Origin of the sequence: Gluconacetobacter dulcium (assembly GCF_014174165.1) — a bacterium.
Taxonomy (GTDB): Bacteria; Pseudomonadota; Alphaproteobacteria; order Acetobacterales; family Acetobacteraceae; genus Gluconacetobacter; species Gluconacetobacter dulcium.
Map to the genome: position 1 here is coordinate 1 of NZ_JABEQN010000036.1, position 20770 is coordinate 20770.

A 20770-nucleotide genomic window follows, 5' to 3' on the forward strand; every position below is an offset into this window, starting at 1 on the left:
AGGCACCCAAGACCATCCTTATCGCCATCGCACGCCAGCTTCTCGTCATCCTCAATGCCATGATCCAGAAAGGTCAGACTTTGCAGATCACATGATCAACACAGTTGCCCCATAGCTGACTGCCTTCCGCTTGGAACAGTTGCTTCAACGCATAGGGGTGAAGGGGACAGCCGTCCCCTTCCGGGTCCAGGGCAGCGCCCTGGTCTTGGGGTGCTTTTATTTTGGGGTGGCGCCGCAATAGCGTTCGCGCAGGTGAGTGCGGTAGGCGTCGGTTGAAGGTGGTGTGCCGGTGGCGGCGGCGACGATGCCGGCGGTGGAGAGGCGGCTGGCCTGGGTGTGCACATGGGTGCGCAGCCAAGCCAGGAGCGGGGCGAAATCGCCGTGTGCGATGCCCTGGGCGATGGCGGGATCGCTGTCGAAGGCGGCCTGGCGGAGTTGGGCGGCGAGGATGGCGCCCAGCGTGTAGGTGGGGAAATAGCCCCAGGCGCCGGATGGCCAGTGGATGTCTTGCAGGCAGCCGAGGCGGTCGTTCGGCACGGTGAGCCCCAGCAGGTCGTGGATGCCGGCGTTGAAGGCTTCTGGCAGGTCGCGCAGGGCGAGCGTGCCGTCGATCAGCGCGACTTCCAGTTCGTAGCGGACCAGGATGTGGGCGGGGTAGGTGATTTCGTCGGCGTCGACGCGGATGAAGCCGGGTTTGACCTGCGTGACCGTGCGATACAGCGCGTCGGCCGACCAGCCGGCGTCGGTTTCGGTGGCGCCGAAGGTTTCGCGTAGCGTGGGTGCGATCCAGTCGATGAAGGGCCGGGAGCGCGCGATCTGCATTTCCATCAGCAGCGACTGGCTTTCGTGCAGGCTCATGCCGCGTGCCTGGCCGACGGGCAGGGTGTGCCATTCCGTCGGCAGGCCCTGTTCGTAGAGCGCGTGTCCGGTTTCGTGCACCACGCCCATCAGGGCGGAGAGGAAATCGGCGTCGTCATAGCGGGTGGTGATGCGGACATCGTCCTCGGCGCCGCCGCAGAAGGGGTGGATGCTGACATCCAGGCGACCGCGCGCCATGTCGAAGCCCAGCGCGGTCATGATCTGGCGGCCCAGAGCCTCTTGCCGGGCGACGGGGAAGGGGCCGGCGGGGGAGACGATCGGCGGGAGCGTGGCCTGATGGGCCTGGGCTTCGGCGATCAGGCCGGGCAGGTCTCGGCGCAGTTCGGCGAAGACCGGGTCGATATCGGTGCGGCGGGTGCCGGGGTCGTACTGGTCCAGCAGGGCGTCGTAGGGGGCGAGGCCGAGGGCCGCGCCCTTGACGATGGCGAGTTCGCGCGTGCGGTCCAGCACGTCGGACAGCAGGGGCAGCAGGGCGGCGAAATCGCCGTCGCGCCGGGCCGTGCGCCATGCGACCTCGCACCGCGATGCGGCGCGGGAGGAGGCTTCGACCAGTTCGGCGGGCACCGAGGCGGCGTGCAGCCAGGCGCGGCGCATTTCGTGCAGGTTCGCGGCTTCCCATGTGCCGGCGGGGGCCTCGGCGCGGTCCAGCAGTTCGCCGATGCGCGGGTCGGTCAGCATGTCGTGGCACAGGACGCTGAGGGTGGCGATGCTGTCGGCGCGGCTGTCGGCGGCGCCCGAGGGCATCATGACATCCTTGTCCCATCCCAGGATGCCCAGCGCGTTGCGGATGCGCCCGATGCGGGCGAAATGGCTGGTGAGATCCTGGTAAGCGCTTTGTGGCATGGTCTCTCTTCTTGCGAACGGGACGGGCTGCCGCACTGTGGGCGATGGCGGGCGGCGGATGCAACCGGGACGGATGGAATGGACGGACGACAGGACAAGGTGGCCGGGGCGATGAAGCTGCTGGCCGATGGCGACCGTGAGGGCGCGACGGTGTTGCTGCGCGCGGCGTTGGCCGACGCGCCGGACGACCCGGATGGCCTGCATGGCATGGCCTGCGTTGCCCGCGCGTCGGGCCGGCCGGATCTGGCGATCGGGCTGGCGGGGCGTGCGATCGCGATCCTGCCCGCCGCGCATTTTCATATTACGCTCGGTTGCGCATTGCAGGAGCAGGGGCATCTGGAACCGGCCCGCGCGGCCCTGCATGTGGCGACCCTGCGCGAGCCGCGTGACCCGCGAGCGCATGCCGCGCTGGCGGCGGTGTTGGGTGAGAGCGGGCGTTGGGGCGAGGCCGAAGCGAGCCTGCGTGCCGCGCTGGACCTGCGCCCGGCGGATACCGCTTTGCTGCTGGATTGGGGGCGGGCGGCCGTTCTGGCCGGTGGAACTGATGTTGTGCCTCGGTTGGCGGCGGGGCGGTTCGTCGCGGAGGATGCCGGGCGGCTGCATGAACTGGCCGGGCTGCTGTCGGAGCGGGGGCGGAATGCGCAGGCGGAGAGACTCTATCGGCTGGTGCGCGATCTGTGCCCGGAACGCGGTGCCGCATGGGCCAATCACGGGGCCGTCCTGTTTGCGCTGAACCGGCATGAAGACGCACTGGCGGCGCTGGAACAGGCTGACCGGCTGGCGCCGGATGTGGCCGAGACGTTGAACAATCTGGGGCTGGTGCTGATGGCGCTGGGGCATCTGCCACGGGCGGGTGAGGTGCTGGCGCGGGCACGGCGTGCCGCGCCGGACGATGTGCGGATTGCCATCAATGACGCGACTATCCTTGCGGACCTGGGAGAGGATGGGGAGGCGGACCGTCTGTTGCGTGGCGTGCTGGCGGACCCCGTTGCCGCGGGGGGCATGGAGGGGGTGCGGGCGGTGTTCAACAGGGGGACGCTGCTGCTGGCGCGGGGTGATCTGGCGGAAGGCTGGCGGTCTTTCGAGGCGCGCACCCTCCTGCTGCCGGAGACACGCTGGCCGGATATCGGTCCGTGGGATGGATCGGCGCTGCCGCATGGCCGGCTGCTGCTGCATGCCGAGCAGGGGATCGGGGATGCGATCCAGTTCCTGCGTTATCTTCCTCTCTGTCTGCGTCGGGTTCGGGTCGTGCTCGTGTTGCCGCCTTCGTTGCATCGGCTGGCGCGGACCATGCCTGATCCGGATGGATTGATCGCGTCGCCGTGCCTGCTGCTGCCGCCCGGTGCGTCGGTGCCCGATGACGTGGTGGCCCGTTGTGGGCTGCTCAGTCTGCCGTATCTGCTGGACGTGGCGGAGGTGCCGCCTTTTGCGCCCTATCTTCTGCCGTCCGGGGTTGAAGGGGCGGCTTTTCGGGTTGGGGTGTGCTGGGCGGGTAATCCGGCGTTTCGTTTCGATCGCAGGCGGTCGATCGCGCCTGCGATGCTGGCGCCTTTGGGTGATGTTGCCGGATTGCGCTTCGTCAGTCTTCAGCATGGGGCGGTTGCCGAGGATCGGCCGTTTGCGATGGAGACCGTCGGCATGGGGGACTGGCTGGAGACCGCGCAGGTGATCGCCGGGCTGGATCTGGTCGTCACGGTCGATACGGCGATTGCGCATCTGGCCGGGGCGATGGGGCGGCCGGTCTGGTTGCTGAATCGGTTTGGCGGCGACTGGCGGTGGTCGGAGGCGTTCGATCGGGCGGAGCCGCCGCGCTGGGGGAACGGGACCAGCCGGTGGTATCCGTCGCTGGAGCAGTTCAGGCAGACCGAGCCCGAGGAGCCCGATGATGCCTGGCGGGCGCCGATCCGGATGCTGTGCGGTGCGCTGGCGCGTTGGCGGCGTGGTGATTTGTGAAAATGCTGATTATTTCGCGATTTTCATATCGACGCCCTGCAAGGCGCGCAGGCGGAAATAGCTGAAGAGCCCCAACGCGGCGGTTGCCGACATCATCCAGCCTGGAATCAGTGGATCGCCGCTGATGGCGATCAGCCAGGTGACGGCGGGTTGGGTGAGGCCGCCGAACACGGACACCGCGAGCGCGTAGAGGACGCCGAACAGAAAGGAGCGGTTGTGTGGCGGCAGGGCATCCAGCAGAACCTTCCACATGCTGGTCATCACGAAGCCTGAAAGCACGAACATGGAAATGTTGAGCGTCAGTTGGCTGCTCATGCCGGGATCGTGGATGGCGTAATAATAAATGAATGGCGACAGGATGCCCGTCAGGACGGTTATGCCGATGACCGCGCCCGACGGATGCGGATAACGGGCGATGTAAGCCATGCTGGCCAGTACGCTGAGTGCGCCGGCGGCGAGGCCGGCTGTCATGGCGGCCATTCCGATTGCCGGCGAGAGATGCAGCACCGATACCGCGTAGCTGACGCCGAACGTGCGCAGATAGGTGGAAACGGTTCCGCTGACGAGGGCGGGGAAGACGAACAGGATGGTTTTGCGCACCGCGCGCCGCTCCTCGGGGGACGGCGGCTTTACGGGGCCGTGGACCGCGATGGCGTGGCCGGCGGCGAGGCGGCGGAGGAAAAGACCCGCCGGAACGATGACGAGCCCGAAGACGAAGGGGACCCGCCAGCCCCAGGAGAACAGGGCATCGTGCGACAGGCTGACAGAGAGGGCGAGGCCCAGCAGGACGGCAAGCAGGCTGCCGAGCAACTGCGTCATGTACTGGAGCGTGCTGTAGGCGCCGCCGAGATCGCCGGGGGCGGCTGAATAGAGGAGTTCGGTCGCTGGCCCGACCTCGCCGCCATCGGAAAAACCCTGCACGATCCGGGCGAAAATGATGATGATCGGGGCCAGGATGCCGATGGAGGCGGCCGGAGGTGTCGCCGCGATCAGGAACGAGCCGACGCCCATCATGCCGAATGTCAGCATCAGGGCCGCATGCTGGCCGTGGGCCCTGGCATAACGCCCGACGAGGACGGCGCCCAATGGCCGCATGACGAACCCGACGGCGAAGGTCATCAGCGCATACAGCAGGTTCATCAGGTTGCTGCTGCCGGCGGGAAAGAACGCATGGCCGATCATGGGTGCGAAGAACGCATAGGCCATGAAATTGTAGAATTCGAGAAAATTGCCGGCGCAGGCTGCGCCGATCAGAAGACCTGTGCGGGTATGGCCGGCATTCTCTGCCATCGGTGCGTCTCTCCGTTCCGTTCCGGCCGACCGGTGGCCTGGGCGCCACGGTATATTGCCGGTTCTGGAACGTCATGGAAACGGTTCGATGGCCGATGGACCCCGGCGCGATGCGGATCGCGCGCCGGGGAATGGTCGATCAGGGTGTGTGGACCAGTTTGTGGTTGACGAATTCGGTGATGCCGAATTCGGACAGTTCGCGGCCGTAACCCGAATTGCCGATGCCGCCGAAGGGCAGGTCGGGGGCGGAGCCGGTGATGTCGTTGACGAAGACCATGCCGGTTTCGATCTTCTCGGCCACCTTGCGGCCGCGCGCGATGTCGCGGGTATGCACCGAGCCGCCGAGCCCGTAGGGCGAATCGTTGGCCAGGGCAATGGCTTCTTCCTCGCTGCCGACGGAATGGATGGTCGCGACCGGGCCGAAGATCTCTTCGTAGAAGATCGGGTTGTCCTTGGTGACGCTCCGGAGGATCGCGGCCTTCATGAAGAAGCCTTCGCGCTCAAGCTGTTTGCCGCCGGTCACGAGCGTTGCGCCGTGCTGCACCGCCTTGTCGACCTGCGCGATCGCGCGCTTCATGGCGTCTTCGCTGCTCATCGGGCCGTGGGTCACGCCCTGTTCCAGCGGGTCGCCATAGCGGAATTCGCCGATGGCCTTTTCCAGGCGGATGGTAAATTCATCGACCAGCGAGTCATGGACGATCATCCGTTTGGCGGCGGTGCAGACCTGGCCGTTGTTCGACATCCGCCCCGCGACGGCGTGGGGGATGACCTGATCGAGGTCGGCGTCGTCGAGCACGATGAAGGCGTCGGCGCCGCCGAGTTCCATCGTGCTTTTCTTGAGGGCGCGCCCGGCCTGGGCGGCGACGGCGCTGCCGGCGCGTTCGCTGCCCGTCAGGGCGACGCCGCGGACTTCCGGGCGCGCGATCAGCGTTTCCGACTGGTCGTTGGTGATGAACAGGTTGGTGTAGGCACCGGCCGGAGCGCCGGCCTCGCGGAACAGGGCCTCGAAGGCTTCGGCGCATTGCGGCACGCCCGGCGCGTGCTTCACCATGACGACGTTGCCGGCCATCAGGTTGGGGGCGGCGACGCGCGCGAGCTGGTAATAGGGAAAATTCCAGGGTTCGACACAATAGATGACGCCCAGCGGCTGGCTCAGAACCGTGGCGTTGCCCTTCGTGACATCCAGCTTTATCGGGGCGAGGAATTGTTCCGCCTTTTCGGCGTAATAGGCCAGGATGTCGGCCGAGAGTTCGATCTCGCCGATGGCTTCGGGAAGAATCTTGCCCATTTCGATGGAAATCAGGCGCGCGTGCTTTTCCTTGTCGCGGCGCAGGATGTCGGCGGCCTTCTGGACGATGGCGCGGCGTTCGGCGAAGGAGCGGTGCCGCCAGTCATCCTTCCAGAGCGTGTGGGCGGTTTCCAGTTTCGTGACGACCTCGCGATCGCTGTGCAGATCGAAGCTTTTCTCGGTCTTGCCGGTCGCGGGGTTGATCGTGCGGTACATGCTCATCGGGCGGTCCTTCCTGGACGGTCTCAACACACACTTTTTCAGGTGGGGTCGCGCGGCGTGGATCACCAGAGCGCAGTCGCGAAGGCGTGATCATTCTGACGGACAGATCCCTGTGCGGTCGGTTCAGGGTGTGTTCGAGAGGGCCGGCCCGCCGAATTTTTCGACCTGCCAGTGAAAAGCCGTCTGCATGTCCGCGATATGGTGGCGGGTCAGGGCTTCCAGGCAGGCCAGGCGGGCAGGTGGACCGCCCGAGCCGCCGGCGAAGGAATGATATTCGGTATCGCAGAACGCATCGCGATAGGCGGTCCATGCGCGCTCGCTCCGGTCGAGTTCCATCCGGGTCTGGCTGGTCACCGCGTCTGTAATCTGCCGGTACGTGGAGGCACGTTGAAGATCGGCCTGCTTTTCGGCCGCCGCGAGACAGGCGACCAGAGCATAGGTTTGCGTTATGCGGCATGGCGCGTCGGCGGCGTTCATGTGCTGCGCGTGGGCGGAGGCCATGCCACCCAAGAGCGCCAGGAGGAACATGGCGCGGAATGCAGAGCTTTTTCGTCTCTGTGACAGCATGGAGCGGCTTTTTCCCTGCGGGGACGAGTGCGGCTGCTCTCTTGCCACTTGCGGAGGCGTGAGCGCAATCTGGATGCCTCATGCACGGAGGCTGCTGTCAGGCGGGACAATGCGGACTGGTCGGCCGCCCGTGGGTTACACGCCGAAAACCTGTCCGATTCCGCCAGTGACGATCATGGCGACGAGTCCCCAGAACGTGACCCGCAGCGTGGGGCGCAATGGGGGTGCCCCGCCCGCCACCGCGCCGATGGCCCCCAGCGCCGCGAGCGCCAGGATGGAGATGATGGATACGCCCCAGGAAACATAGGGTGCCGGTGTCAGGATCGCCGCCAGGACGGGGAGGATCGCCCCCGAGGAAAACGCCGATGCCGAGGCGAGGGCCGCCTGGAACGGCCGGGCCGCCGTGGCGTCGGACAGGCCGAGTTCGTCACGGGCGTGGGTGCCGATGGCGTCGTGCTGCATCAGTGCGACCGCGACCTGGCGGGCGAGGGCTTCGTCCAGCCCGCGTCGGCGGTAGATGCCGGCCAGTTCGGCGACCTCACCGTTCCAGTCTGTTGCCAGTTCGCGCTTTTCGCGGGCGAGGTCGGCCTGTTCCGAATCCGCCTGGGAACTGACGGAGACATATTCGCCGGCGGCCATGGAGAGTGCCCCGGCGACGAGGGCCGACAGGCCCGCGACGAGAATGCCGCCATGCGACGCATGGGCGCTGGCCACGCCCACGATCAGGCTGCCGGTCGATAATGTGCCGTCATTGGCGCCCAGCACGGCGGCGCGCAGCCATCCGAGTTTTTCGACGGCGTGGTGCTCGGCGTGCATGCGAAGTCGCGACATGGGCGGGCCGTCCTGACCGGTGGAAGGGGCCGCTATCTATGATGCGGAAAAGGACTTTTGCGGCATGCGTTTTTTGAAAAGGGCGGATGCCTCGCCCCAGTCTGTTTTTGCACCCGCCAGCCCTGTCCGTTCAGGCTTCCGTCAGGAAACTGTGCCATGATTTCCGGTTCGACCAGGGGGGCGATGCGGCCTGCCCCCTGTGAAACGGGCCGGCGTCAGATGGACAGGGTTTCGACGGGCGGGATTTCGGTGTCGCTGGTGGCGGCTTCCTCGGCCTGGCGCAGGCCGTGGATCAGGGCTTCGCGGATTTCCGTCAGGCGGCGTTCGTCGGTGATCTTCAGGCCGAACAGGTCCTTGACGTAGAACACATCGACCGCGCGGACGCCGTAGGTGGTGATGTGGGCCGAGGCGATCTGCAATTTGTGGTCGCTGATCGCCTGCGTCACGTCGTGCAGCAGGCCCGGACGGTCGCGGCCGTTGACCTCGATGACCGTGTAGCTGTTCGAGGCGCGGTTATCGATGACCACGCGCGGCGGCACATGAATCGCGCGCATGCGTCGCCCGTAGCGCATGCGGCCGATGCCGCAGATTTCACGCGCGATGTTGGTCCGGCCCGACAGGGTCTGCTCGACCAGTGTGGACAGGCGGGCGAGCTGGTGCGGCTCCTCGAACGCTTCGCCGCTGGCGTCCTGAATCCAGAACGTGTCCAGCGCCATGCCGTTGATCAGCGTGTGGATGCGCGCATCGACGATCGAGGCGCCGGCGATGGCCAGGGCGCCGGCGATGCGCGAGAACAGGCCGGGGTGGTCGGCGGTGTAGATGGTGACTTCGGTGACGCCGCGCGTCGGCAGGGGCTGGGTTTCGACCGTCAGCGGCGACTCGCGGCGTTCGGACTCCCGGATCAGCAGCGCGTGGCGGGCGTGGGTGTCCTGGTCGAAGGACAGCCAGTAGCTGCCATAGCCCATGCCGAGGAACTGCTCGGTCTCCTCGGGCGAGAAGCCGTCTTCCTCCAGGATCTCGCCGACCGCTTCCTTGGCGCGGGCCACGCGCACGTCGCGCTCGGTGGTGGCCAGTCCGCCTTCCAGCACCTCGGCCACGCGCATGTAGAGTTCGTGCAGCAGGGTGGCCTTCCAGGCGTTCCACACGCGGGGGCTGACGGCGCGCATGTCCACGATGGTGAGCAGCAGCAGCAGGCGCAGGCGCTCGGGCGACTGGATGGTGTCGGCGAGGTCGAGGATGGTCTTGGGGTCGTCGATATCGCGCTGAAACGCGGTCTGGCTGAGCAGCAGGTGGTGCAGCACCAGCCACGAGACGGTTTCGGTCTCCTCGCCGGTCAGGCCCATTTCGGGACAGACTTCCAGCGCGATTTCGGAGCCCAGTTCGGAATGGTCGCCGCCGCGCCCCTTGGCGATGTCATGCAGCAGGATGGCCATGTACAGCGCGCGGCGGGACTGGAGATTGCGCGCCAGGTCGTAGGCCAGCGGGATTTCGTCGGCCATCGCGCCGTGTTCGATCCGGCCGAAGATGCGGATGGCCTCGATCGTGTGCTCGTCGACCGTGAAGACGTGGTAGGTGTCGAACTGCATCTGGCCGACGATGCGCGACCAGTCGGGCATCAGGCGGCCCATGATGCCGGTCTCGTTGAGGATGTGCAGCCAGTAGGCGTTGCCCTGGCGCCGGTCCTCGGCGGTGGCGTGGAAGCTGGGGACTTCCTCGCGCGGCGCGCCTTCGGCGGTGGTGGCGAGGCGGGGGGCGCGTTCGGGCGGGGCGCCGCACAGCAGGTCCAGGAAGATGCGGGCGGCTTCGGGATTGCCGCGCAGGATCGCGGCCCGGCGCTCCCACCGGATCAGCTTGTGCATGGCCATGGGATGGATCGGCAGCTTGCGCGTGCGCGCCCATTCCAGCAGGCGCATCATCTGGATCGGATCGTCGTCGAGCGAGGTGCCGCGCTCGGGCAGGATCTGGCCGTCCAGCACCGTGAAGCCGGCGTCGCGCATCGCGCTGTCGGCCTGCGGGGCGTTGGCGCTCGGCCCCAGGGCCTGGCGCATCACCGCCGGTTCCAGCACATGGGTCAGGCGCATGACCTCGCGCACCGTCAGGAAATAATGGCGCATGAACCGCTCGACCCCGACCTGACGGCCGTGGCGGGTGTAGCCCATGCGGGCGCCGACCACGGGCTGGACATCGAAGGTCAGCCGTTCCTCGGCGCGGCCGGAGATGTAGTGCAGGTGCAGCCGCACGCTCCACAGGAAGTTCCACGACCGGCGGGCGCGCTTGGCCTCCTGCTCGGTCAGCAGGCCCAGGCTGCTGAAGCCGGGGGCCAGCAGGTCCGACACATGGCGGGTGCCGAAGGTGTAGCGGCACATCCAGTACAGCGTTTGCAGGTCGCGCAGGCCGCCGCGCCCTTCCTTGACGTTGGGCTCCACCAGGTAGGGGCTGTCGCCGAAGCGGTGGTGGCGGGCCGTGCGTTCGCGGCGTTTGTCGGTGATGAAGCGGGCGGCCCCGGCTTCGACGCACGCGACGATGTAGCGGGCCTCGAACATCGCGAACAGCGCGTCGTTGCCGGCCAGCAGGCGGGCGTCCAGCAGGGTGGTGCGGACGGTGGTGTCGGCCTCGGCCTCGGCGATACATTGGGGGATGGAGCGGGTGGCGTGGCCGACCTTCAGCCCCAGGTCCCACAGGAAATACAGGATATATTCGACCACGCGGCTGACATCGGCCGAGGGGTCGTCGGGCGTGAGGAACAGCAGGTCGATATCGCTGAAGGGGGCCAGCATGCCGCGCCCGTAGCCGCCGGTCGCCGCTACCGCGAGGGTCGGCCGCCCGGAGTCCGGCGCGAAATCCAGCGCGTGCTCCATGGTGAAATCGACCAGGGTGCGGATCATGCCGTCGGTATGGGCCGCCAGTTGCTTGGCGGCGGAGGCGCCGTGGAGGCGGTGGGCCTCGAATTCCTCGCGCACCGACGCCTGGAAGCGGGCGAGATGCCGGCGGAACAGGCCGATCGCCACCTCGCGCGGGACGGCAGCGCCCGTTTCCGGTGACAGGAGGGAGGCCGCGAGGCTTCGGGTCAGGTCCCTGACGGACAGGGAAGGAGAAGACAGAGTCGACATCGCGGCGTGATCGGTTTCCTGAAAATGTTTGCGAGCGGCCAGCCGGCCGATCCCGGCGGCCTGTTTCGCAAGCCGTCCGTCACTCTATCCGTGGTCCAGATGTCGCGATTCTTCAAGCATCAGTTTCTTGAGCGCGTAGACCATGTCCAGCGCGCCGCGTGGCGTCAAGGCATCCGGGTCGAGTTGTTCGAGCATTTCGCGCACCGCTTCGGGCACGCCGGGGGGGGCTGTATCGACCGGTTCCGGCGTGGTCGGGGCGTCGGGGGACGCAAAGAGCGGCAGGGGGCGGGCGCCGACCGCGCGTTCCTTTTCCAGACCGGTCAAAAGCCTTGCCGCGCGGCGGACCACGGGCTCCGGCACGCCTGCCAGCCGGGCCACATGCACGCCCCAGCTTCGGCGGGCCGACCCCGGAACGACCTCGTGCTGGAACACCACCTGGCCCTTCCATTCGCGCACGCTCATGGTGTGGGGGGAGAGGCGGGGGAGGCTTTCGGCCAGTTCGGCCAGCTCGTGGAAATGCGTTGCGAAAATCGAACGGCACCGCAACGTGGAATGCATGGCTTCCAGCACCGCCCAGGCGATGGCCAGACCGTCCAGCGTGGAGGTGCCACGGCCGATTTCGTCGACCACCACCAGCGAGCGCGGGCCGGCCAGATTGAGGATCGCCGCCGTCTCGGTCATTTCGACCATGAAGGTCGAGCGGCCGCGCGCCAGATCGTCCGACGCGCCGACGCGGGAGAACAGGCGATCGACGATGCCGATCCGCGCGGCCTTGGCCGGGACCGGCAGGCCGGCCTGCGCCAGGATCACCGCCAGGGCGTTCTGGCGCAGGAAGGTCGATTTGCCGGCCATGTTCGGCCCGGTGAGCAGCATGACGCGCTGGGCGGGGTCGAGCACGCAGTCGTTGGGCGTGAAACGCTCGCTGCGGGGCAATGCGGCCTCGACCACCGGGTGGCGGCAGGCGGTGAGGGTGAAGGCGGCGTCGTCGGTGACTTCGGGGCGGCACCACAGGCCGCTGGCCGCGAGGTCGGCGCAGGATTGCAGCACGTCGAGCACCGCCAGCGCGTGGGCGATGGCGGGGACCGCCGGTTCGGCCAGGATGTCGCGCACCAGGGCGGTGAAGATGCCGCGTTCGCGGGTGCCTGCGCGGTCGCCGGCCTCGGCGATGCGGCGGTCGAGGCTGATCAGTTCGTCGGTCGAGAAGCGGGCGGCGCTGGCGGTACCCTGGCGCAGGATCAGGTCCGTGCGGTCGCGCACGCGGGCGGCGGCGGCGCTGGGGAGTTCGATGACGTAGCCAAGTTGCGCGTGGTGGCGGATCTTGAGGCTGGCGATGCCGAATTGCTGCGCGTAGTCGTTCTGCAAACCCGCGATGATGCGGCGGCTGTCGTCGCGCAGGCCGCGTTCGGCGTCCAGTTCCGGGTCGAAGCCGGGGGCGATGACGCCGCCATCCTCGACCCGTGCGGGCAGGGATTCGGCCAGGGCGCGTTTGAGCAGGTCTTCCAGCGCGGTGGCGCCGCCCAGGTGGCCCATGGCCTCGGCGATAAGGGCGGGTGGGGCCGCGCGGCTGTCGGCCAGGGCCGCCGCGATCTGCCGGGCGATGGAGAGGCCGTCGCGCACGGCGGCCGCGTCGCGCGGCAGGCCCCTTCCCAGGGAGAGGCGGGCCAGGGCGCGGGCGATGTCGGGCGTGCCGCGCAGGCCCTGGCGCAGGGCGGTGCGCACGCTGCCTTCCTCGATCAGCCATGACCATCCGTCCTGGCGGGCGGCGATCGGCGCGCATCGGGTGAGGGGGGCGGCGATCCATTCCGCCAGCAGGCGGCTGCCCGGCGCGGTGACGGTGCGGCTGACGCTGGCCAGCAGCGTGTGTTCGGTGGTGCCGTCGCGGGTGCGCAGCAGGTCCAGGCTGGTGCGGGTGGCGGGGTCCAGCCCCAGGATGCCGCCATTTTCATGGGCGTGGGGGTGGGCCAGGCGCGGCATCTGGCCGGCCTGGCTGCGGCGGACGTAGTCGAGCGCCATCGCGGCGGCGACGGCTTCTTCATCCGAGAACGTGCCGAAGGCGTCGAGGCTGGCGACATCGAACGTCTCGGCCACGCGGCGGCGGGCGGTGGCGGCGGCCGGGGGGGTGGCCTCCGGCGCGCGTCTTGCGTCGAAATCGCCCAGTTCGATGCCGGCGGCGGCGAGGATTTCGGCCGGGTCGAGCCGGCCCAGCAGGTCCATCAGCCCGTCGGGGGGGAGGGACGCGGTTTCGAACGCGCCGGTCGAGATGTCGATCCACGCGACGCCCCAGCCCCGGCTGGCCGGGGCGCGGCCGGCGCCGGCCGCCACCGCCAGCAGCAGGTTCTGCCGGCCGGCTTCCAGAAGCTCGTCTTCGGTCAGGGTGCCGGGGGTGACCAGGCGCACCACGGCGCGGGCCAGCGGGCCCTTGGCGACGCCCTTGCCGGGCTTGCGCGGCGGTTCGGTCTGCTCGGCCACCGCGACGCGGAAGCCACGGCGGATCAGCCGGGCCAGGTAGGCCGAGGCCGCCGCCACCGGCACGCCGCACATCGGGATCGGCATGTCGCCATGCGTGCCGCGCGTGGTCAGCGAGATGTCCAGCGCGCCCGATGCCGCTTCGGCGTCGGAGAAGAACATTTCGTAGAAATCGCCCATGCGGAAGAACAGCAGGGCTTCGGGATGTTCGGCTTTCAGGGAAAACCATTGCGCCATGGCGGGGGTGGCGCCGTCCGGGGAAGGGAGCGTCATGCGGGCCTGTGTACAGGGCCGGTGGCCGATGTGCCAGCCGGGAAATGCGGGACGAACGGCCGTGATGGGCGGCGCTCGCGGAGCGGTTTCATGCCGTGCGGCCGCGCCGCCGGGCGAGGCGGCCGCGCAGCATGGCGAGTGCGGCGCGCAGTTCCATCACGCCCAGGACCTGCAACCCGATGCCGTAGGCCAGCATGCCGGCCGCGACCAGGACCATCAGCGCCACGATTCGCAAGGGGCCGTGATGGACGGCCAGGGGGCCGAGGGCCGTCAGGTTCAGCATCAGCAGCATGGCCGCCATGCCGAGTGCCGCGAGCAGCATCCGGACGACGCGCGAGATCGTGGCCGGGAAGATGCGCAGCAGCGCGCGGCGGCGCAGCAGGAAGCCGAGAATCCCGACATTGACGATGGCGGCCAGGCTGCTGGCCAGCGGCGGGCCGGCATGGAGCAGCGGGTGCATGAGCAGCAGGTTGAGGGTGAAGTTCAGGGTGAGGGTGAACAGGCCGATGCGCACCGGGGTGGCGGTGTCGCCCCTGGCGAAGAAGCCGGGAGCCAGCACCTTGATCAGCACGAAGGCGGGCAGGCCGATGGCGAAGGCGCGCAGGGATTGTGCCGACAGCATGGCGTCGCGCTCGGTGAAGGCGCCGTGCTGGAACAGGGTGGCGATGATGGGGTGGGCCAGCACGATCATGCCCAGCGCGGCGGGCAGGGTGAGGACCATGGCGTAGTCGATCGCGCGGTTCTGCGCGCTGTGCGCGCCGTCATGGTCCTGGGCCGCGACGTGGCGGCTGAGGACCGGCAGCAGGGTGGTGCCGGCCGCCGCCCCCAGTACGCCCAGCGGCAACTGGTTGATGCGGTCGGCGAAATAGATGAACGAGACGCTGCCGGCCGGGAGGAACGAGGCGATCATGGTATCGACCAGCAGATTGATCTGGCTGATGCCGCTGCCCAGGCACCCGATGGCCATGCGCCGGAGCAGGAGGTGGATGCGCGCCGTGAGGCGGGGGGGCAGCAGCATGAGGCGGAAGCCGGCGCGGTGCACCGCCAGCAGCAGCAGGCCGAGCTGGACGACGCCCGACAGGGTGACGCCCCAGGCGGCGGCGCGCCCGACATCGCCGGTGAGCGAGGGCAGCAGGAGGATGGCCGCGATGCCCACGACGTTGAACGAGACATAGGCCGCCGCCGCGACGCCGAACCGGTGCAGGCCGTTGAGCACGCCCGACACCAGGGCCGCCGCGCAGATCAGCACCAGGTAGGGGAAGGTGATGCGGCTGAGCGTGACCGCGATATGGTAACGCTCGCCATCCATGGGGAAGCCGGCGGCGATGACGCGGACGACCTGCGGCATGAAGAGTTCGCCCAGCACCGCGATGAGCAGCAGCCAGGTCAGCAGCACGCTGAGGGTCTCGCTGGCGAAGCGGCGGGCCTTTTCGGTGCCGTCGGTGGTGAGCATGGCGGAGAAGATCGGCACGAAGGCCGTGTTCAGCGCGCCTTCGCCGAAAAGCTGGCGGAACATGTTCGGCAGGCGGAAGGCGATCTGGTAGGCATCCTGGACCGGGCCGGCCCCCAGGAAGGCCGCCAGCAACTGGTCACGCACCAGGCCCAGCACGCGGCTGAGCATCGTCCAGCCGCCGACGGTGAGAAAACCCTTGAGCAAACGGGACCTCCTGCCTTGGCCGCGCGCAGGATGGGCGGGCGCCTCCCGCGCGCATACTGCACGACCCCGCTGTTTCGGCCCAGCGTGATTCGTGTGGCGGGAAGGGGGTTAGTGATCGAGAATCGCGCGTTCGATGGCCAGGCGCATGCGCCGCGAGTCGGGCGAGGTGAGGCTGACGAACCAGTTGGCCAGCGTGCCGTCGCGGCCGATCAGGTATTTGTAGAAATTCCAGCGCGGGCGGGCCAGCACGCCGCCTTCCTGCCCCAGCCAGCGGAACAGGGGAATCGTCTCCGGGCCACGGACATGGCTGCGCGTGGTCATGGGAAAGGTCACGCTGTAATTGCGGGCGCAGAAGGTGGCGATCTGTTCGGGGGAGCCGGGCTCCTGATTGCCGAAATCGTTGGACGGCACGCCGATGACCGTCAGGCCGCTGCCGCGATAGAACGACCACAGGGCCTGCAACCCCTCGAACTGGGGCGTGAAGCCGCATTGCGAGGCCGTATTCACGATCAGCACCGGTTTGCCGCGCAGGGCGCCGAGGTCGATCGTGCCGCCTTCCAGGGCCGGGAGGGTAAAGTCGTACGCGGTCGTCATGGAGCCGATTCGATCTGTTGTCGCCTGTAAGGGAATGGAAGCCTAGAGCAGTTTCCGTTGCCGCACGAGTGGGCAGGGGCGGCGGCATCCGCCACTCTGGACAGCATATCGCGCAGGGCACAATGTCGTTACGGTGCAAGTCATTGCGGTTTTGAATTGGTAGGGTGGAATGGCGGTCCTGCATGGAATTCTGGGGCTGGCCTGCCTGATCGCGCTGGCGGTGGCGTGTTCGGCGGATCGGCGGGGCATCCGTCCCCGGATCGTCCTCGCCGCCGTGGCGATGCAGGTGGCGCTGGGCGGGCTGATCCTGTTCGTGCCGCCGGGGCGGGCGGCGCTGCATGTGATTTCGGGCGCCGTCGATACCGTGCTGGGCTATGGCGCGCAGGGCAGCGCCTTTCTGTTCGGCCCGCTGGTCGGGCCGCGCATGGATACGCTGTTTCCCGGCGGCGGGTTTATCTTCGCGCTGCGGATATTGCCGCAGATCGCCTATATCTCGGCGCTGATCGCGATCCTGTATTATTACCGCATCATGCAGCGGTTGGCGCGGCTGCTGGGTGGGGTGCTGCGGCGGGTGCTGGGTACGTCGATGATCGAATCCTTCTCCGCCGTCACGACGATCTTTCTCGGCCAGAGCGAGATGCCGGTGGCGCTGCGGCCCTATGTGCCGCTGCTGACGCGCGAGGAGCTGTTCGCCGTCATGTGCAGCGGGACGGCCTCGGTCGCGGGCTCGGTGCTGGTGGGGTATGCGGGGCTGGGCGTGCCCATGGATTACCTGCTGGCGGCGTCGGTGATGGCGATTCCGGGTGGGCTGCTGTTCGCCAAGATATTGATGCCGTCGCGCACGCCGACGCGGGTTTCGGGCCTCGACCTGGAGTTCGGCCATGAGCATCCGGTCAATGTCTTCGAGGCTATCGCCATCGGCACCGCCAGCGGTGTCGGCGTGGCGGTGGCGGTGGGGGGGATGCTGATTGCCTTTATCGGGCTGATCGCGCTGGCCAATGGGCTGATCCATGGGCTGGGGGGCTGGTTCGGCGTGGGCAATCTGTCGCTGGAGACGATTTTCGGCGTGATCTTTGCCCCGCTGGCGTGGCTGATCGGGGTGCCGTGGCATGAGAGCAGGGTGGTTGGCGCGATCATGGGGCAGAAGCTCGTGTTCAATGAATTCGTGGCCTATGTCGCGCTGGGGCCGCATTTTCATGATGCGACGCTGGACCCGCGCGCGCTGGCGATTGCCTCGTTCGCGCTGTGCGGGTTTGCCAACCTGTCGTCGGTCGGCATCCTGATTGCCGGCTTCGGCAGCGTTGCCCCTGAGCGGCGGGGGGAGGTGGCCAGCATGGGGGTGCGGGCGGTGTTTGCCGGGTCGCTGTCGAATTTCGCCAGCGCCACGATTGCCGGCATGTTCGTCGGTTGAGGATCGTGATGTGCTTCGCGGCGGAAGACTGCTAGGTGTATGGCTGCGGCACGCGATGGTGTGGGGGGGTAAAAGTGGAAACGCAGAGCGCTGAAAGAATGAGAGCGGCATTGTGCGTTGTTGTGGCGCTTATCTATCTTCTCTTGGCGCTGGCTGCCCTGATGTTCGACCTGGGACGCATCAGCCTGGAGTCGTTTCATTCTCTATTGTCGTGGTCTCCGATCCTCGCTCTTCTGGCGGCGGCTGTTTCTCATCGTTACGGTTATGCGATGCGGATGAAGCGTGGAGCCGCTTCATGGGTAAAATGTACGGTATTGATATCTCTTTTTATTGTTTTTGTTGGCATAATGATGAAGATTTTTGATCGAAATTTGGTATTTTCCGTATTTATTGTAATTGTCGGCTGTGGCGGGTTTGTCATATTTGTGCGGCGGGCGCTGCCTCACGTTCGGCAGTGCTGAGGTGGCAGGCGGAGAGGCTGGATAATTCTTGCTGATCTGAGCCCTGTTCGTTACGGATCGCCATGCTTTAAAGTTGTTACTTGATGATAATTTTCAGGGGTGATTCCTGTGTTCGTTCGCAGTGCCTTCAGCCCTGAAAATGGCGATGATTCCGTGTGTCGGGCGTGCGGTCATGCCGGGCATGCGCCGGTCAGAGCCGAGCGGATGCATATCTGGTGCGGGTGCGTGCCGGGTATGATGCTGGCGTGCGGCGTCGCCGCCTTTGCATCAACTGCTTCCGCATCGGCAACCGGCATTTCCGACTGCGCTTGCCGCCCGGCATGACGGGCGGCGTGGTCGCGTTGAAGCTTCGGTGGTTCAAACGCACCGTTCCGGCGCGGCGTCGAACGCGGCAGACATGGCTGCTCCCGCTGGACAGATGACGGGGCATCGCAGGCAGTAGCCGGTCCCTGTCCTCGCCATCCTCTCGCCCGGTCATGGCCGTCATGGAACTCATGTCCGTTGGAGACGGAGAGGAAGTCTCCGATTCGGGTAGAGGTGACGACGACGGCGAAGGCATTACTGTTGTAGGCACTCACCCATCATTCGGGTCCGGCGGCGGCGGTGGCTATTCGCCGCCCGCAAGGGGTCCGTCTGATATGCCGCCTTCATCTGGTGAGGGGCGATACACATCGCCGTTCATGGCCACGCCGTCATGGTCATCCATGGTGTGGCCTATCTGACGAGTGCTTCCGGAAAGGGGATTGCGACCTATCAGTCGTCATCGGGCGCGTATGTTCCGATCAAGCTGTCGGATATCGACCGGGACATCGCGGATGAGACTCAGAACCTGCTTGGCCATTCGGCGGGCGAGAGCGATCATCATGTCGCCTACCAGCAATTTTCCGAAGGGCAGTCGCCCGATCAGGTACGGAGTGCTGTGGCGCATTCTTCTGGGGCGCAGGCGGCCCTTCAAGACCTGTATCACGACGTTCTGGGGCGGGATATCGACGCGAGCGGCCTGACGACTTACGAGACGGTCAAGAATTATACGCCTGATCAGCTTCAGGTGGCGGTGAACGGCTTTCAGGCGACATTTTCGTCGGCTGGAAATGGTCTTGATAGTCTGATGCCCAAGTCACAGGACCACTGGCTTGGCCTTGCTGCGACGGTGGCTGTGATGGGGACCCCACCGGGTGAGGCCGTTGCCGCCGCAGACCTCCTTGCCGTGGGCGGTGAGGAATTGCTGGCGACGGCTTTGGATGTGGAAACTCATTCGGTTGTTGAATCGCTTGCGGCGACAACAACAGGCAACGCTGTCTCTGTGGCTTCGCAAAGCGCGTTAGAAGAACTTTCTCAATTCACTCCACGTCAGGCTGGGTCTGATTTAGATATAGGGGGTGGTATTACGGTAACCCAAGCTCCGGGCGATCTTAACAAGGCAGGGGCCCTTGTTTTTGATTTCAAGGGCGGAAATTTTAATTCTGTGGTAGAATATTTCAAAAATCTTACTGGATGCACTGGAAATTTTAGACAGGAACTCTTAAATTCTCAAAATATACCAAATTGTGCAAGTATATATAAGGTATATATGAACGAAGGTTATTTTGAATTAAAGGATATTACCAATTCTCTTGGAAATTGGACCGTAAAGCTCCCTAAAAGGCTGTCAAATGGCGTGCGTGAAATAAAGTTTCAATTTTAAGTATAGAAGGTCGATATGATGTCTGATAAGTTTTTAAATGCTTTAGAATATGTTGCTGGATCAGATGCGCATTCGATTTGGAAAGACTTGAATCCAGGCGTTAATATCGACGTTAATAGTAAAGATTCTATGAGAGAGTTGATTTGTTTTTTTTGTTTTGCGATTGAGAGAAACATTATAGTTGAATATAGTACAGAAAAAAACATTCCTATTTTTTCAGGGGATGCGCCAGATGTCTTGGCAAGTAGAATATTTCAAGATTTTTCTGAAAAAGTCCCTAATGTTCCGCTATTGAATCCATTGAGTAATGATGATTTCGTTGCGTATCTCATGTTCAAAAGGGGCTGGGCAGTCTTGGTTCATGGTACCTGTCTGATGGTTCCAGAATGAATTTACATCGATAAAAGCCTACTCGAATCGCATTGTGCCGCAGGCGAGGGCTGTTGCGATGTGGCCTACCAGGAATTTTCCGAAGGCCAGTCGCCGGATCAGGTACAGAGTGCTGTGGTGCATTCTTCTGGGGCGGGACATCGACGCGAGCGGCCTGACGACTTACGAGACGGTCAAGAATTATGCGTCTGATCAGCTTCAGGCGACGGCGAATGGCTTTCAGGCGACATTTTCGTCGGCTGGAAATGGTCTTGATAGTCTGATGCCCAAGATACAGGACCACTGGCTCGGCCTTGCTGCGACGGTGGCTGTGATGGTGACGCCCACCGGGTGAGGCCGTTGCCGCTGCTGACCTTCTTGCCGTGGGCGGCGGGGAATTGCTGGCGACGGCTTTGGACGGGGAACTCGATACCGCGATAGTTTATTCAGCGACCGGAGCATCTGTTTCAGGGCTTGTAGCGGGGGCCTCGGCAACGTTTGATGAACTGGCAGCTTTTGATCCCCAAATATCCGGGGCTACTCTACAACCTGATGCGAATACGACCGTTACGCAAGTCGCGCGTACGAGGTATCAGAAGGCGAATCTCAATTTTTCTGGTGGAAATCAGGCGGCGGTAGAAACTTTTTTTCGAAAGCTGACTGGATATAAGGGAAGTCTGAAGAATGCGCAGGTGGCATCATTTGGAAATGGCGGGGTAGTGTATTCAGTTTTGTACCGGCCTCGGTTTTTGAGACAGTTGGTTGAAGCCTAAGCGGCGATAGCCGCATTGGCCAGAGCCTTGGCTCGGACTGCGTTGGGAGACATGAATCCGTGCCGTTCGAGCAGCCAGATTTCGTTGTATAGGTCACGG

At 65.5% G+C, this 20770-nt stretch carries 15 protein-coding genes; 6 read left to right on the forward strand and 9 right to left on the reverse strand.

What is annotated here, in order from left to right; all coding sequences use genetic code 11:
* Positions 1-216: 216 nt before the first annotated feature.
* Positions 217-1722 carry a carboxypeptidase M32 gene (locus HLH25_RS18915; RefSeq protein WP_182975559.1) on the reverse strand — a complete coding sequence of 502 codons (1506 nt, stop codon included), beginning with the start codon at positions 1720-1722 and terminating at the stop codon, positions 217-219.
* 78 nt (positions 1723-1800) lie between these two features.
* On the opposite strand from HLH25_RS18915, the gene HLH25_RS18920 reads away from it, so the two are divergent.
* Positions 1801-3675: a tetratricopeptide repeat protein gene (locus HLH25_RS18920; RefSeq protein ID WP_182975560.1), complete on the forward strand. Its 1875-nt coding sequence runs from the start codon at positions 1801-1803 to the stop codon at positions 3673-3675.
* Positions 3676-3684: 9 nt separating this feature from the next.
* On the opposite strand, the gene HLH25_RS18925 is transcribed toward HLH25_RS18920, so the two are convergent.
* The 8 genes from HLH25_RS18925 to HLH25_RS18960 form a co-directional block, all read right to left on the reverse strand.
* A complete protein-coding gene (locus HLH25_RS18925) occupies positions 3685-4965 on the reverse strand; it encodes an MFS transporter (RefSeq protein ID WP_182975561.1) in 1281 nt (426 codons plus the stop codon).
* A 139-nt stretch (positions 4966-5104) separates the two neighbouring features.
* The gene (locus tag HLH25_RS18930; protein WP_182975562.1) at positions 5105-6475 is read right to left on the reverse strand and encodes an NAD-dependent succinate-semialdehyde dehydrogenase; all 1371 of its coding nucleotides are present in this window, start codon (positions 6473-6475) and stop codon (positions 5105-5107) included.
* Positions 6476-6598: 123 nt separating this feature from the next.
* Positions 6599-7042: a lysozyme inhibitor LprI family protein gene (locus tag HLH25_RS18935; protein ID WP_182975563.1), complete on the reverse strand. Its 444-nt coding sequence runs from the start codon at positions 7040-7042 to the stop codon at positions 6599-6601.
* 135 nt (positions 7043-7177) lie between these two features.
* Positions 7178-7873 (reverse strand): VIT1/CCC1 transporter family protein, encoded by a 696-nt coding sequence (locus HLH25_RS18940; RefSeq protein ID WP_182975564.1) that lies wholly within the window; start codon positions 7871-7873, stop codon positions 7178-7180.
* 215 nt (positions 7874-8088) lie between these two features.
* Complete coding sequence (locus tag HLH25_RS18945; protein WP_182975565.1) at positions 8089-10983, reverse strand: [protein-PII] uridylyltransferase; 2895 nt, start codon at positions 10981-10983, stop codon at positions 8089-8091.
* Positions 10984-11067: 84 nt separating this feature from the next.
* Positions 11068-13722, reverse strand: a complete 2655-nt coding sequence (gene mutS, locus HLH25_RS18950) for a DNA mismatch repair protein MutS (RefSeq protein ID WP_182975566.1) — start codon at positions 13720-13722, stop codon at positions 11068-11070.
* A gap of 88 nt (positions 13723-13810) precedes the next feature.
* Positions 13811-15379, reverse strand: coding sequence for a murein biosynthesis integral membrane protein MurJ (gene murJ, locus HLH25_RS18955; RefSeq protein WP_182975567.1), 1569 nt, complete (start codon positions 15377-15379; stop codon positions 13811-13813).
* Between the two features lie 108 nt (positions 15380-15487).
* The gene (locus HLH25_RS18960; RefSeq protein ID WP_182975568.1) at positions 15488-15973 is read right to left on the reverse strand and encodes a glutathione peroxidase; all 486 of its coding nucleotides are present in this window, start codon (positions 15971-15973) and stop codon (positions 15488-15490) included.
* Positions 15974-16142: 169 nt separating this feature from the next.
* Here HLH25_RS18960 and HLH25_RS18965 point away from each other — a divergent pair, with 169 nt between their 5' ends.
* The 5 genes from HLH25_RS18965 to HLH25_RS18985 all read left to right on the forward strand — a co-directional run bounded on the left by HLH25_RS18965 (position 16143) and on the right by HLH25_RS18985 (position 20253).
* Positions 16143-17384 carry a NupC/NupG family nucleoside CNT transporter gene (locus HLH25_RS18965; RefSeq protein WP_182975569.1) on the forward strand — a complete coding sequence of 414 codons (1242 nt, stop codon included), beginning with the start codon at positions 16143-16145 and terminating at the stop codon, positions 17382-17384.
* Positions 17385-17458: 74 nt separating this feature from the next.
* A complete protein-coding gene (locus HLH25_RS18970; RefSeq protein ID WP_182975570.1) occupies positions 17459-17845 on the forward strand; it encodes a hypothetical protein in 387 nt (128 codons plus the stop codon).
* Between the two features lie 694 nt (positions 17846-18539).
* Entirely contained in the window at positions 18540-19529 is a 990-nt protein-coding gene (locus HLH25_RS18975) for a hypothetical protein (protein ID WP_182975571.1), read from the forward strand.
* Positions 19530-19544: 15 nt separating this feature from the next.
* Positions 19545-19919: a hypothetical protein gene (locus tag HLH25_RS18980; protein WP_182975572.1), complete on the forward strand. Its 375-nt coding sequence runs from the start codon at positions 19545-19547 to the stop codon at positions 19917-19919.
* Between the two features lie 109 nt (positions 19920-20028).
* Positions 20029-20253, forward strand: coding sequence for a hypothetical protein (locus HLH25_RS18985; RefSeq protein ID WP_182975573.1), 225 nt, complete (start codon positions 20029-20031; stop codon positions 20251-20253).
* Positions 20254-20770: the final 517 nt, after the last annotated feature.

What these genes read in the sequence shown, in the direction of transcription:
- mutS (WP_182975566.1), bottom strand. Translation starts at nt 13,722, where the DNA reads ATGACGCTCCCTTCCCCGGACGGCGCCACCCCCGCCATGGCGCAATGG.
- HLH25_RS18945 (WP_182975565.1), bottom strand. Translation starts at nt 10,983, where the DNA reads ATGTCGACTCTGTCTTCTCCTTCCCTGTCCGTCAGGGACCTGACCCGA.
- HLH25_RS18935 (WP_182975563.1), bottom strand. Translation starts at nt 7,042, where the DNA reads ATGCTGTCACAGAGACGAAAAAGCTCTGCATTCCGCGCCATGTTCCTC.
- HLH25_RS18930 (WP_182975562.1), bottom strand. Translation starts at nt 6,475, where the DNA reads ATGAGCATGTACCGCACGATCAACCCCGCGACCGGCAAGACCGAGAAA.
- HLH25_RS18920 (WP_182975560.1), top strand. Translation starts at nt 1,801, where the DNA reads ATGGACGGACGACAGGACAAGGTGGCCGGGGCGATGAAGCTGCTGGCC.
- HLH25_RS18975 (WP_182975571.1), top strand. Translation starts at nt 18,540, where the DNA reads ATGGTCATCCATGGTGTGGCCTATCTGACGAGTGCTTCCGGAAAGGGG.
- HLH25_RS18915 (WP_182975559.1), bottom strand. Translation starts at nt 1,722, where the DNA reads ATGCCACAAAGCGCTTACCAGGATCTCACCAGCCATTTCGCCCGCATC.
- HLH25_RS18940 (WP_182975564.1), bottom strand. Translation starts at nt 7,873, where the DNA reads ATGTCGCGACTTCGCATGCACGCCGAGCACCACGCCGTCGAAAAACTC.
- HLH25_RS18980 (WP_182975572.1), top strand. Translation starts at nt 19,545, where the DNA reads ATGATGTCTGATAAGTTTTTAAATGCTTTAGAATATGTTGCTGGATCA.
- HLH25_RS18965 (WP_182975569.1), top strand. Translation starts at nt 16,143, where the DNA reads ATGGCGGTCCTGCATGGAATTCTGGGGCTGGCCTGCCTGATCGCGCTG.
- HLH25_RS18925 (WP_182975561.1), bottom strand. Translation starts at nt 4,965, where the DNA reads ATGGCAGAGAATGCCGGCCATACCCGCACAGGTCTTCTGATCGGCGCA.
- HLH25_RS18960 (WP_182975568.1), bottom strand. Translation starts at nt 15,973, where the DNA reads ATGACGACCGCGTACGACTTTACCCTCCCGGCCCTGGAAGGCGGCACG.